The sequence below is a fragment of the Phycisphaerae bacterium genome (genome assembly GCA_024102815.1).
In the GTDB taxonomy this organism is placed as follows: Bacteria; Planctomycetota; Phycisphaerae; order UBA1845; family UBA1845; genus JAGFJJ01.
The window spans coordinates 90296-104175 of the sequence record JAGFJJ010000046.1 but is presented as its reverse complement, the minus strand read 5'-3'; the positions used below and the strand labels follow the sequence as shown (position 1 = coordinate 104175).

At 62.6% G+C, this 13880-nt stretch carries 10 protein-coding genes; 1 reads left to right on the top strand and 9 read right to left on the bottom strand.

Going from position 1 to position 13880, the window contains the following annotated elements; all coding sequences use genetic code 11:
- Positions 1 to 122 precede the first annotated feature (122 nt).
- From J5J06_10640 to J5J06_10620, 5 genes are all read right to left on the bottom strand, one after another.
- On the bottom strand, positions 123 to 1223 hold the full coding sequence (locus J5J06_10640) for a glycosyltransferase family 4 protein (protein MCO6437534.1): 1101 nt from the start codon (positions 1221 to 1223) through the stop codon (positions 123 to 125).
- Entirely contained in the window at positions 1201 to 2547 is a 1347-nt protein-coding gene (locus J5J06_10635) for an ABC transporter ATP-binding protein (protein MCO6437533.1), read from the bottom strand. The genes J5J06_10640 and J5J06_10635 overlap by 23 nt, the downstream gene beginning before the upstream one ends.
- A complete protein-coding gene (locus tag J5J06_10630; GenBank protein ID MCO6437532.1) occupies positions 2547 to 3371 on the bottom strand; it encodes an ABC transporter permease in 825 nt (274 codons plus the stop codon). The genes J5J06_10635 and J5J06_10630 overlap by 1 nt, the downstream gene beginning before the upstream one ends.
- Positions 3372 to 3501: 130 nt before the next feature.
- Positions 3502 to 5211: a HEAT repeat domain-containing protein gene (locus J5J06_10625; GenBank protein MCO6437531.1), complete on the bottom strand. Its 1710-nt coding sequence runs from the start codon at positions 5209 to 5211 to the stop codon at positions 3502 to 3504.
- 180 nt (positions 5212 to 5391) lie between these two features.
- Complete coding sequence (locus J5J06_10620) at positions 5392 to 7101, bottom strand: class I SAM-dependent methyltransferase (GenBank protein ID MCO6437530.1); 1710 nt, start codon at positions 7099 to 7101, stop codon at positions 5392 to 5394.
- A 348-nt stretch (positions 7102 to 7449) separates the two neighbouring features.
- Here J5J06_10620 and J5J06_10615 point away from each other — a divergent pair, with 348 nt between their 5' ends.
- The gene (locus J5J06_10615; GenBank protein MCO6437529.1) at positions 7450 to 8577 is read left to right on the top strand and encodes an aminotransferase class V-fold PLP-dependent enzyme; all 1128 of its coding nucleotides are present in this window, start codon (positions 7450 to 7452) and stop codon (positions 8575 to 8577) included.
- 36 nt (positions 8578 to 8613) lie between these two features.
- Here the strand turns inward: J5J06_10615 and J5J06_10610 are convergent, their stop codons facing one another.
- From J5J06_10610 to J5J06_10595, 4 genes are all read right to left on the bottom strand, one after another.
- Complete coding sequence (locus J5J06_10610; protein MCO6437528.1) at positions 8614 to 9324, bottom strand: hypothetical protein; 711 nt, start codon at positions 9322 to 9324, stop codon at positions 8614 to 8616.
- A gap of 118 nt (positions 9325 to 9442) precedes the next feature.
- The gene (locus tag J5J06_10605; GenBank protein ID MCO6437527.1) at positions 9443 to 11491 is read right to left on the bottom strand and encodes a Na+/H+ antiporter NhaC family protein; all 2049 of its coding nucleotides are present in this window, start codon (positions 11489 to 11491) and stop codon (positions 9443 to 9445) included.
- Positions 11492 to 11709: 218 nt separating this feature from the next.
- Positions 11710 to 12225 carry an orotate phosphoribosyltransferase gene (pyrE, locus tag J5J06_10600; protein ID MCO6437526.1) on the bottom strand — a complete coding sequence of 172 codons (516 nt, stop codon included), beginning with the start codon at positions 12223 to 12225 and terminating at the stop codon, positions 11710 to 11712.
- Between the two features lie 167 nt (positions 12226 to 12392).
- Positions 12393 to 13823, bottom strand: a complete 1431-nt coding sequence (locus J5J06_10595) for an adenylosuccinate lyase (protein MCO6437525.1) — start codon at positions 13821 to 13823, stop codon at positions 12393 to 12395.
- Positions 13824 to 13880: the final 57 nt, after the last annotated feature.

Sequence of the window (13880 nt, the reverse complement as noted above, 5' to 3'; positions counted from 1 at the left end):
TGCCCCATCCAAACACCGGCCGCGCCGCCGCTCGGCTTCCTATCGGCTAACTCGCTCGCCGGGTGTCAGCGGCGCGTCGCGATCACATCACAACGGACCGACCCGGCGGAGTCGCATCGAACTCAAACCATGACGCACCGTTTTTCTCGGGCCCGCGCGTATGCCTCGTACCACTCCTGGGACCGCTGGGTCCAATCGAATTCCGCCAGGACTCGTGCCCGACCCGCTGCGCCCATGGCCGACCGTAAGTCTCGCTCTTTCAGCAATCGAACGACCGCTGAAGCGAGCGCCGCCGTGTCTCCCTGGGGTACGAGGAGGCCCGTTTCTCCATCGGCCACGGCGTCGACCAACCCACCGATCCGTGAAGCCACGACCGGTACGCGCATGGCCGACGCCTCGAGCGCTGCAATGCCGAAGCTCTCACAAACCGATGGAATCACGGTGAGGTCCCACCGGGCCAGGAAACTCGGCAATTGATCCTGTGGTTGCGGCGGATGCCACACGCAGCATTCCGCGAAGGCGCCCGGGACCGCCATCTCCTTGCAGACCGCCAGCTCCGGACCGTCGCCGATCATCTCAAACCGAACGTCGGGGACGACCTGGCGAACGGATGGGATCGCCGCCATCAGGGACTTCGGTCCGTACACGGCGCGGAATCCTTTGAAGAACCCGACTGTTGGTGGACGCGCCTCTCGCGGTCCAGCCGGAAACCGATCAAGGTCAAACAAGGACAGGTCTACACCGGGACACAGCACCTTCACTTCAGACCGATGCAACCCCGCGAGCCGTGCCACTTCTCCGGCAAACCATGGTCCCCACGCATGCACCAATGCCGCATGGCGAATCAGCTCGATCCGACTTGCCCTCAATTCCTCATCCGCAGATTCCTCCCCTGGAGGCGGCGTGATGTCCGACCCCCACGGGGCGACGACGACGCATCCTTGATCGAGAATCTCCGCATCGAATCCCCAATCGTGAAGGAAATACAACGCCACGATATCGAACTCGCGGACGAATCTGGTCAGGTAGTGCCGCCAACGCGATGCCCATCGCCTTGGATTTCGCAGACTCGCCGCTGGAACGCTGAACCGCTCTACCGTCGCCCCCGGAACGTCCGCGACCTTTCCGGTGACAACGTGAACAGTCGCCCCACGCGCCGCAAACGCCGCCGCCGCTCGCTTCAGGTGGATCGCATGAGCATCACCGAAGATGCACAGGCGCATGGGCCACCTCCACGTCATTCACGTTGCCGGTCGTGTCCGGACTGTGCTGGGCGGGAACCATCTTGTCCGTAAGAGCGGTGCCGTTCATTGCGGCGCTACAACGAGCGGGAAGCAACCATTCATGATCGACACACACGCGACCCGTTGCCTTCCCGCTATCATCAATCAACAACGGATACCGAAACGGCGTGTCCACTTCCGTTGTTCCTCGCTCGGCGTCCCAGACACGGATGTTCCACGCGTACTGCCCGCCTTGGAGTCGCAGGGGTGCCAGGCGAAGTTCGATATGCTGCTCACCCTTCGTTCCAGGTATGGCCGTCCTGCTTCGACCGGAGTTGACACTCAGCACTTGATCCCCGACGCCGGCCCGCAGATTCACTTCTACCACCATGCGGGGAATCGCCCGCCGCAAACGCAGAGTCATTTCAATTCGAGTTGGCTCATCCGCCCGCGTCCACGCCACCTCCTCATCAAGCTCATTCAGCAGACGAAATCCGATGACCTCCACGTCGGGCTTGTGGTCCGCCTCCGCACCGTCTCCGCACACGTCCGTGGGCCTGTCTGCCAAGCTGCGCGACATGGCATCCAGATACGCACCCACGGCATCCCGCGCGGGACCTTCGAACACCGCCCGCCCGGATTCAAGAACGATCGCTCTGCAACATACAGCCTGCATTTGATCCAGATTGTGGGTCACGAATATGACACTCACGCCCCGCTCGATCAGCTCCCGAATCCGCTCCATGCACCGCAGCCGGAAAACCGCGTCGCCCACCGAGAGAACTTCGTCGACCAAGAGAACGTCCGGATCAACGTGGGCCGCGATGCTGAACCCCAGCCGCGCATACATGCCCGAGCTGTAGCGTTTGACCGGCGTGTCCAGGAACCGTTCCAGACCTGCAAATGCCACGATGGCGTCCAATTTCGACCGAATCTCCCTGCGGCTCATGCCCAGGATGGCCCCGTTGAGAAATATGTTTTCCCGTCCCGTGAGGTCGCCGTGGAAGCCCGCGCCGACTTCGATGAGCGCGGCCAGTCGTCCACGAACGTCAATTGTCCCACCATCCGGCGACAGGATGCCGGCCAGGAGCTTGAGCATCGTGCTCTTACCGGCGCCGTTCGGTCCGATAAGCCCCAGCGCCTCACCTGATATCGCCTCAAAGCTGACGTCGCGTACGGCCCAGAATTCTCGGGTTTGCGCTCCGTGCCGCCCCCCCTGGGCCGCGGACCACGCGTCCCGGAGCAGCCGACCGAGCGATCGGCACGACGAACCGTAGCGGAACCGCTTGGCAACGGACCGCACCTGTATCGCGGCATGATCCATCAAATCACCTCCGCGAATCGTCGCGACGCACGGCGGAAGCAGATCCAACCCGCCGCCAGTACCAGAAGCGCCACAAAAATCGCGTAGCAGAATGAGGATCGATCCGGCATCCGGCCGTGCAGTAGGCAGTCCCGGTAGGCTTGCATGAGCGGCACCATCGGGTTCCACGAAAGCAACGCGCTCAGTTGCGAGCCGTCATTCGGCACGGGAACCACGACGCCCGAGAGAAACATCCACAATTGAACGACCACGCCGACTCCCTGCCGCACGTCGCGGTAAAAGACGTTGGCCATGGCCAGCAACATTCCCAACCCCACGGTCAGGATAGTCTGCACGAGTACGACGGCTGGCAGCAGCAGGAGCGTCCACCCGACTCGAATGTGCCACGCGCCGGTCAGGTGAAAGTAGATCCCCAGCCCTGCAAGCACACCCAGGGCGATGGCGAAATCCAGCAGCCCGCTCGCCACGGCCGACAGCGGGAACACCTCGCGCGGAAAGTAGACCTTTGTGACGAGATTGCGATTGGCCACCAGCGCGTTCGCGCATCCCGTCAGGCTCTGCGCGAAGAACGTCCACGGCACGAGCCCAGTGAAGACGAACAGGGCATAGGGCATCGGCTCGCCGAGACGCCCGCGCACGTCCACCGCCCGCGTGAAAACGAAGGTAAACACAAGCATCATCGCCACCGGCAGAAGCACCGCCCACGCCAGTCCCAGCAACGATTGCTTGTAGCGCACGCGCACGTCCCGCCATGCCAGGCTCACCAGCAACTGGCGAAAGCGCAAGAGCTCCCGCATCGGGGCAATGGCGTTCGCAGCGCGCACCGCAACCTCCCGCGACGCCGTCTCACAAGGACGGGGTCCCTTGTCTTATCGGTCTATTGTCCTTGGGTCTGAACCGATGCCTTTTGAAGATTGCTCAGCTTGCAGGGAATGCCGTGCGGATCCCCATGCTTCAATTGATAATCCCTCGTCGAATCAGCTCGAACTTGGCGAATTGTCGCAGTTTGACACACCCAGCGGCCGACTCCGGTGCCTGGGCTGTTCGAGTTGCGGTAGCCACTTGCGTGGCGTTTACCTCTTCCGGATCGGGCAACGCCACGATCTCCTTGAGCTGCTTGATTGAGATCCGTGCAGCTTTCTCCTTGATGACATCATGTAGCGCCGCGAAGGTTTCGTCCCGGGCCATGCCCGATTCCGCGAGGCGAAGCAATGGTTCGACGGCGGCCGAACCCAGAGACCTCACCCACGCCCAATCCTCACGCACGATCGCCACGACAGCCTTCTCAGTATCATTGCGAGGGTTCCATCCAAGGCGCTCGAGCATCCACACCGCCGACTGGCGGATGACGATGTCCGGGTCACGCAGACGTTCTACCAGCGGCTCGATCGCACGCTGATCACCGGCGTCGGCCAGTGCCGCTGCGGCGACTTCGCGAAGCGCCGGGTCCTGATTCTTGTCCCGCAGAATTGCTACCAGTGTCTCAATGCCCGCGTCCCCCATCTCGCAAAGCGTCCGCGCTACCGACTGGCTCACCGAGTAGAATCGCATGGCCTCGCAAAGCGGCTTGAGGGCCTCCTGTCCCAGCCGTGCCACCGCCTGCCAGTCCTTCAACGCCATCAACCGCAGCGCCGTACGTCGAAGATCCGGATTCGGGGCCTGCAGCATCTCCAGCGCCCGTGCCGCAGCCTCCCGGACGCACCAGACGCTTTCATCCAGTGCATTTAAAAGCGAATCTACAGCAGCGGTTGCCCCCATCTTTCCCAGTGCCTTGGCCGCAGCGCAGCGAATGATCACATTCTGCTGGGCGTCGAGCATGGCTTGACAGAGCGTCTTGATGGCCTGATCCGTCCCGATACGCACCAAGGCCATGACCGCCCGCTCCCGCGCCGTCGTTGAACCCTCGTTCAGCGCTTCACAAAGTGGTGCAATGGCTGCGTCGCCAACGGTTACGGCATCGGACCAACTCTCATTGATCACCGCCAGGCATGCCAGGGTCGATTCAGACAACCCGTCCCACGCGTAGCGCTTCAGTGCCCACGCCGCCACGCGTCGCGTTTCCAGTGGCAACGATGAATCCCGGACCGTCTCCTCCAGCAGCGCGATCGCCTCCGGCGAACCCACCTGCCCGAGCGCATCCGCCGCATCCCGCGCCGCCCGTGGCGTATCGTGGTGGATGACTTCCCTAAGGGGCTCGAGGGCTGCGGGTCCGAGCTCCGCTGCCGTCAAGTAATCGTCATTCAGGATAGAGACCTGGGCCTGCTGGTTGACTGTCAGATGCTCCCAGAACAGCCTTCGCAGTGCGGCGGCGGCAGCGAAGCGAGTCTGTGCATCCTCGGACTCCATCGCCTGAGTCAGCCATGGCAACACCGCCTCAGCCCCCAGATTGGCCAAGGCGGGGAAAATACAATCGAGAACGATTCGTTCACGCTCGCAGAGCAGTCGTTCTACGAGCGCCTGCGCGGCTCGAGGGTCGCCGATTTCTCCCAACGCCTTCGCAGACGTCGCCCGCACGTCGGCATCGTCGTCGCCCAGCCCGTCCAGCAATGGACTGACGAATCGACGATCCGGATGCGATGACACCTTCTCCAGCGCGCGGATGCGCGTGGTGAAGTTGTTCGATTCCAGGGCCCGAACCCGCCACCAGCGAACAAGCGTGTTCATACGCGTGCCAGGTATGAAGGAACCGACGAGCCAAACACGACGCGGCGCCGGACACGCACACCCACGTCTTGCGCCCAACGCTGCCGCGTCCGACAATCCCTCCCTTCAAAGCATACGAAATGAAATGGTTACGGCGCAGGAAAAGGGCGATAGAAGCCTTGTTATGGGAACATCCGCGCGTCAGTCGACCTGGATCCAGATCCACTTGGCGTGATCGGGATCGACCGCGTAATCCACCGGCAGCGGCGGCGAAGCAAGCTCCCGATAACGCCGGCCGGCCAAGCCACGCCGAATCCGTTCCCGCAATCCGCGCCAGGACATGCGACGGAAGTTCATCGATACAAGGAAGATTCCGCCGGGTCGCAGAACCTCGCTGCTCTGCGCCACCAGTCCGCTCAGGTCCCGGGAGATCGAGAACGATTGCTTTCGGTTTCGACCATGCGCAAATGTCGGCGCGTCCAGAATGATCAAGTCAAACGTTCGATTCTGCTTCATGGACCGCTTCAGAAAGTCTGAAGCCGAAGAGCGCTCGAACGCGAACGCGCCGGGATCGAGCCCGTTCGCCCGGAGATTCTCCTTGCCCCACTCCAACGCCTTGGACGAGAGGTCGACGCTCACCACCGACCGGGCGCCGCCTACCGCGGCCGCTACCGAAAAGCCGCATGTGTACGCGAACAGGTTCAGCACATCGCGCCCGGCCGAAAAATCTCGAACTGCTTTCCGGTTGTCCCTTTGGTCCGGGAATAGCCCCACAGAATAGGACTGATCCGGACGCACCAGAAACCTCAGCCCATGTTCCGTAGCCAGCAAGTCTCCCACCAGGTCCCTGCCGGCTAGCAGCAGAGCTGAGTCCGCCGGCTCGGCACCCGACGCGCCCGCCGTCGAGGCGGAGGTTTTCGCGTAAACCGCCCGCAGACCCAACGCTTCACGATACCACCGCGCCGTCTCCCGCAGACGATCCGCAGCGCCGGATGTCTTGCCGTCAGTGAAAATGAACGCCTCTGCGCCGAATCGTTCGACGATCAGCCCCGGCATCTCCTCCTGCTCGCCGCTCAGAAGGCGGTAAGCGTCCGTGGTCTCGCTGCGGAGAAGAGGAAGCCGTCGAGCGAGCGCCGCGACCAGAGGTCGCGTAAAGTCCCGTTCTCCGCGGACTGCCGCCGAATAATCCGGGGGCAAACACTGCAACCGCGCTCCATCCGGCAGCGCGCCGCGCGGAAAGCCGACGCGCACCAGGTGCAGACAGGTCCCTGTGACGAGTCTTCGCGCGTGCCGCGGCTCATGAAGGGGATCACCCACCAGTCGGTGCCCGGCCGAGCGAAGTTGCGCTCGGAGCGCGTGTGTAGTGGGAGCGGTTGTCCGGCAGACCACGAGTGAGCGCCGCTCGCCCGCAAATAACCCCTGTATCGTCGTGTTGACCCGTTCCGGGGTTGATCCCTGGGGAGTCGAGACTGCCGCATTTCTCGCGCCGCCTTGCTTGCTTCGAACTTCCCTCCGACGCGATCGACCCTTTGATGAACCGTGTCGTTCCGTGATACTGATCGCTCCCCGCCCCACGCGCCCCATAACCACCGCGTGATACTCCTGCCGCACCCGACCACTCCGCCAGACCCCCCGCAGGGCACGCGCAGTCTCCGCATCCCGCGCCAGCATCAGCAGGCCGGATTCATAACGCGCCAGCCGGTTGACCGGTAGCAACTCTTCTTCGCCGAGGAAGGCGCGAAGAATCTCCACGACCCCGTCCACGCTGCTTTCCGGCAGGCGGCTCGTATCAAGCCCGGCGGGCTTCTCGACCACCAGCAACTGCCGGCTGTCGTGAATAATGGGAAGCACATCGTCCCATCGCAATCGGCCGTGACGTTTCTCCAAGCGTTTGCCAGTTCCCGTTGCCATCGCGATCTCTGGGAGACCATCCTCCGGGTTCGGACGCCAAATCCGTCAACCCGGTCATACCCGCCAGCATACGCTCGCGTGCCGATGACCGATAGAGTCGGTGCGTACGAGCCTCTCCCTGGCAGTCGCCAAATTTCGTCGCCGTTAGAAAAGCTGGCCTATCGACCCTAGGATAAGTACGGGCTCCGTTTGCTGCTGTTCGAGAAATGATGCCGGCCCGGATTACCGGCCGCGCTGCGATTCGAATCGTATACTCGGGAGGGAGGCACGGCACGGCGCCCGAGTGCCCTGGTGGTTGGAAACGCGGCAGGCGCTTGATCCGCCCCGCATGAACGTGCATGGTGGGTTATGGACTGGGAAACGCTACGCGACGAATTCCCGATCACGCGGAATTACAACTTCATGAATCACGCGGCCGTGGCACCGCTCAGCCGCCGCGCTGCGGAAGCCGCCCGCCGTTACATTCAGCACGCCGAGGAGAACGCCTACCTGCGCGGGGGGTTCTTCCGTCAGGTCGACCGCGTTCGCGGGCTGGTCGCCGATCTCATCCATGGCAACGCCGATGAGATCGCCTTCACCAAGAACACCAGCGAAGGGATCAGTTTCGTTGCCAACGGCCTGAGCTGGAAGAGTGGCGATAACGTCGTTACCACCAATGTCGAATTTGCCGCGAACATGTATCCCTGGCTTGCCCTGCGCTCCCGGGGCGTGGAAATTCGAACCGCCCTCGAGGAGGACGGGAGGATCCCCCTCGAGCGTGTGCTTGAGCTCATCGACAGCCGCACCCGTGTCGTGGCGATTTCATCGGTCGAATTTGCCAGCGGTTTTCGCAACGACCTGGCCACTATCGGCGAGTATTGCCAGGACAAGGGGGTCTTCTTCTGTGTGGATGCGATTCAGTCGCTTGGCGCGTTCCCCATCGACGTCCAAGCGATGAACATCGACTTCCTCGCTGCCGACGGACACAAGTGGCTGTGCGCCCCGGAGGGGGCGGGCCTGCTCTATGTGCGAAAGGAACTCCAGGGACACCTTCATCCTTCAACCATCGGCTGGTTGAGCATGAAGGAGCCCTTTGCATTCGATAAGTACGCGTTCGAGTTTGCCGACTCGGCCCGCCGCTACGAAGCCGGAAGCCTCAATCTGTGCGGGGTATTCGCCCTGGGTGGCGCCATCGAGTTGATCCGCGAATTGTCCGTGGAACGCATCGCCAAGCGGCTGCTCATGCTGAGCGATCGCCTCGTCGAAGGGCTGCGTCGCAAAAACTACCGCGTGATCAGCTCTCGCAGCGCCACCGAGGCCAGCGCCATCGTTGCCTTCATCTCCGACACGCACGACCACCAGCAGGTGCAACGCCACCTCGAAGCCGAGCACCGCATCGTCATCGCCGTTCGACATGGACGCCTGCGGGCAAGCCCCTATGTCTACAATACCGAGCGCGAAATCGACCAGCTCGTGGAGGCATTACCCGCCCACTAGCGCGAATCAAGATCGTGGGCGGCGAGCCAAGGGCTCCTACCCGCGATAGGCCCCGCCGATACTCAGGACTTTCGCGCCCTCGGGCATAACGAACTTGAACCGTTCCTGATCAATTTCGGGATTGAGAGCGACGTCGGTGTAGTCCACCGAGAGGACTTCCGATCCATCCGGACCAAAGCCGCGCATTCGACGCGTGACTCCGGTCTTCTTGTCAATGAAGACGTGCAGTTGCCTGTACGCACGTGAACTCTCCGGCGGTGCATCGACTTGGACAACGAACATGGGCTTGCCGTCGATCTCGGCCTCCGGAAGCACCGTCATCTTCTCGCCCGCCTTTGCCAATTCCAGCATGCGAAGTCCATTCGGGCTCGTCAGTAGCGAATTGGCGCTCTGCGGAATCACGATGGTCTCGCCGTTGACTTCCCGCACCGAATAGGCTTGATCGCCATTGATGTACATATCGACCTTGAGAATCATACTCTGCGAAACGCCGCGATAGTCGATCCTCTGCGCGTAGCGGATCAGCTCCTTGCCCTCCGACTGGGCGTACTCAATCTTGCCCTTCGAGTCCGACGTCGCCAGCTGCGTCTTGGAAACCGTATGCACATCCGCCGTCAGACTCTTGATCTCCGCCGCCCGTTCCGCGACCGCCTTTTCCACCTCGTCCAGCGTTGGCGTCTCGGCGCCGAGCACGACGCCCGAGAACGCGAGTGTAGCCAGAAGGAAGAGTGATCGAATAATGTGCATCGCAGGCTCCGACATGCCGTGTGATTAAACCCTGCTGACCCAGTTCGCCCCCGCGGAATCAAGTGAGTCCACCTTAACCTTCGGCGAGAGGCGACGCAAACCCCCAGTTGCGCCGGCGTTACGACCCTGATTCACCCGGCGGTTCCTGCATCCGCTCCAACAGACGGCGGCGAAGCGGGCTGGGCTCTTTCCGGTTTGAACCTGACTCGTCCGCTTCCGGATCAACGCGCGTCCCTCGTCCGAAAACCAGCAACACAAACAGCAGGAACCCCGACCCCGCGACCAGCCCCCAATACCATTCCACCCCGTAGGCACTGCACAGCACGTCACCCAGCCCCATCGATGCTACCGCCGTAACCAACGCGTAGGGCATCTGTGTCCAGACGTGCTCCTCGTGCCGGCAGCCGCTGGCAAGCGACGAGAGCACCGTCGTGTCGCTGATCGGCGAGCAGTGATCGCCGAATATCGAACCGGCCAGCACCGCCCCGACCGCGCCATAGAACTGCACCGCTGCGAATTCCGGTGAGATCCCCGGCTCGTGCTCGATGAGCCGAACGGTAATCTCCACCACCGTCGGACAGAGAATGCCCATCGTCCCCCAAGAGGTTCCCGTCGCAAACGAAATAAACGCCGCCGACGCGAAAACCGCCAGCGACATCCACTGCACCGGAAACGCGGCCGCCTTCAAATGCCCTGCAACGACGCTTCCCAGTTGCAGGTCGGTCAGTACCTCCGACAACGACCACGCCAGCACCAGGATCACGATCGCCGGGAACATGCGGGACATGCCTTCCAACCCGGCGTCCATGCTCTCCCGCAGCTTGCACGCCCTCGCCACCGATGCGAGCACGACCGCCACGACGGCGCTGGTCAGCGCTCCATAAAGAATCGACAGATAGCTGTCCGCGTGTTCCACCAGGATGTTCAGCTTGCGCCAAAGTGCATCCGCCTTGGCCAGTGCATCCGGGTCCGTGGCGTAATAGCCTGTGATCATCAGTACACCGACGGTCGTCCCGATGAGCACCAGAACGGGCACGATCCCCAGTACCCAGTTCGGCGTCGGACCCGCTTCGCCGGTCGAATTCCCGAACGGTTCCTGCCCTTTCGACGCAAGACCCTCCGCCGCGCGTCGCTCCGACGCCCGCATCGGACCGAAGTCCCGTCCCGTCACCGCCACCAGCAGTACCATCACCAGCGCGAGAATCGCGTAGAAGCGGTAGGGCAGGCTGTTGATGAACACCTGCATGCCGTTCAAAACGCCCACTCCGCTGCTGTCCATAAGGAACGGCGGGACGAAATCTCCTGTCGCGGTGTCTAACCCGAGTTGAATGTACCCGATCTCCGTGCCGACCCATGTCCCGATCAGCGCCAGCGACGCTACCGGCGCCGCCGTCGAATCCACGATATACGCCAGCTTCGCCCGCGAGAGTCGCAACCGATCGAACACCGGCTGCATCGTCGGGCCGATGATCATCGTGTTGGCGTAGTCATCGAAGAACACGACCAGGCCTGCCAGCCACGCGGTCAGCGTCCCCCGTCGTCGCGAATTCGACGACCCGGCCACAAGCCGAACCATTCCCGCCGTGCCGCCGCTACGAGCCATCACCCCGACGGTGAATCCGATCACCAGCGTGAACACGACGATCATCAGGTGTTCCGGGGTCGCCTTGTCCGATTGCCGGAGGGTGCTAAAGAAAACGTGTTCGACAGCGAGCCGCGCCCCGGCAATCCAGGAGGGTACCCCCGCAAGCGCGTCATCAGGCGGCAGGCACGGCACGAGCATGTACGCCCCGACGAGAAGTCCAATGACAAGTGCGGGGATGACTTGACGCGTGGCGATCGCCAGGAGGATGGCCACGATCGCCGGCATGGCCGACCACAATCCGTAACGCTCACCCGGACTCAGCTTCGATGGCTTGCTCGGCGGCGGCGGATTGGACGGGTCAACCGGCGCCGCATCGTCACCCGGCGGCGGAGAAACATCTGCGGTTGCGGGTGTTTTCGCCGATTCGGCATCGACCGAGTTCGCATTCGTCGCGGTTGGCGGTTCCTGGGCCGATGCGCCGGGAAATGCAATCGCTACGCCAACCAGCAGCAGGCATCCGACAGCCCAAGGCCCCAAGCTCCACTTCCGCGATCGTTTGACCCTCCGTGGTTTCAGTCGCATGGGAGTCCCTCTCCGTTCGCTCCGAGCGCGTCAAAGCGGCTTTCGATTGCGGACGAGCCTGCCCGTCTCGATGGACCCTTGCGCGAGAGGCGAACGGTCACTGACTTCGTTTCCCGGCCACGTGTCCGACGCCATCTCCCGGCATCCCCGGAGCCCGCTCCATTCGTCCCCGGAATGCGTGCGCCCGATTGCGTCCGCGCGCCCCCGGGCCCGATCTCCTACGATTCGATCCCCAGATCATGCTTCGTGAACAGCGCCACGAACGCAAACCCGGCCCCCTCGATGTTCTCCCTCGCGCCTTCCTGCCGGTCGATCACCGCCACGATCCGCTCGACCGTCGCCCCAATCTCCCGGATCAGCTTGGCCGCCTCCAGCACCTGCCCGCCCGTCGTGGCGATGTCCTCCACCAAGAGCACGCTGTCGCTCGCCGTGAGCTTTCCCTCGAACGGCTTCGAAGTCCCGTAGTCCTTCTTCGCATTGCGGATGATCACGAAGGGCTTGCCGCAGGCCATCGACGTGGCCGCTGCCAGCGGCACCCCGCCCAACTCCGCCCCGGCAACGAGCGTAGTCGACTCACCTACATATTTCGCAAACAGTTTGCCCAACTCACCCAGAATGTCCGGCTGGGTCTCGAAAAGGTATTTGTCCAGATAATACTTGCTCTTCCGCCCGGAGCGCAGCGTGAAATCACCCTCCAGGTAGGCCGCCTCTTTGATTCGCTTCGCAAGGTTCATGCAACAATCTCCCCGCGGAATCGGTCTTCCCGGCTACGTTGGGCCCGACGTGCGGATCAGATTCCGGCCCGCAAGTCATTTCTTGCGCGCGGGTGCCATGCCCACGTTTCGCTTCGACGCGTAGGCATGTCGGTCATCGACTCCTGCCACATACCCGATTCCCCCTTTCATACAGCCAACTCGCTCTCTCGACCCAGCAAACTCGCATACTTCTTCCGCACCGGTTCCACGTGATCCCGCACAAATCCATCTACCTGCTGCGGCGCCAGACCAATGAAAGCCGCCGGATCAACCGCCTCGTCAATGTTAACCCCCGCAAACGCCGAATCGGAGCGCAAGCGATCCAGCAGGTCGTTGGCCTTGCCCTCATTCTTCACCCGCGCGGCCGCCGCCTGGGCATGCTGACGGATGCGCTCGTGCAGCGCCTGCCGATCTCCGCCTGCGGCAACCGCAAGCATCAGAATCCGCTCCGTGGCCATGAAGGGCAACTCGGCCCGCAGCCGATTTTCAATGACCTTCGGATACACGACCAACCCGCGCGCGACATCCGCCACAATTCGCAGCATCCCATCCGTCGCCAGAAAGGCCTCGGGCAACGCCAAACGTTTGTTGGACGAATCGTCCAATGTTCGCTCGAACCACTGCTCCGCCGCCGTCTGAAGCGGCGAATTCACCAATGAGAGCACGAAGCGCGCCAGCCCCGTGGCCCGCTCACAGCGCATCGGATTGCGCTTGTATGCCATCGCACTCGAGCCGATCTGGTCCTTTTCGAATGGCTCCTCGATCTCCTTGAACCCCGCGAGAAGCCGGACGTCATTGCAAAACTTGTGCACGCTGACCGCAATCCCGCTCAGCGTGCCCACAATTTCCGCGTCGACTTTCCGCGAATACGTTTGTCCCGTGACCGGCTCCACCCGGTCGAACCCGAACTGCTGTGCCACGTCGCGCTCTAGAGCGACGACCTTCTCGTGGTCACTTCCGCAAAGATCGAGAAAACTCGCCTGCGTACCCGTCGTTCCCTTGACTCCACGGAATCGTAGCGTCCCGATGCGATGTTCCACTTCCTCCATGTCACGAACGAAGTCCCAGCACCACGTCGCAGCCCGCTTACCCACCGTCGTCGGCTGGGCCGGCTGGAAGTGTGTCAGGCCCAGGCAGGGCAATTCCCCGTACTGCGATGCAAAGCCCCCCAGCCCGTCAATGACGTTCGCCAGCCACTCCGCGATCCACCGAAGTGCATCCCGCTGGATGATCAGATCCGCATTGTCCACGACAAATGCGCTGGTCGCCCCCAGGTGGAGAATCCCTCGCGCCTTGGGCGCGATCTCTCCCCACGCGTGGATGTGCGCCATCACGTCATGCCGGAGGTGCTTTTCGAGCTCCGCCGCCCGGGTGAAGTCAATCGACTCCAGCGTTTGCTCCAGTTCCTCAATCTGCTCGCCCGTAACGCCCAGTCCCGTCCGCTGCTCGGCCTTGGCCAGCGCGATCCACAACCGTCGCCACGTGAGAATCCGATGGCGGGCCCCGAACAACTCGCTCATCCACCGCGAGGCGTAACGCTCCACAAGCGGAGATTGGTATACGTCGTGATTGGACATCCCAAGGCCCGGTGAGATAGCCTGTTGTGTCGCCGGCGATGGCGATGCGAAAGACGC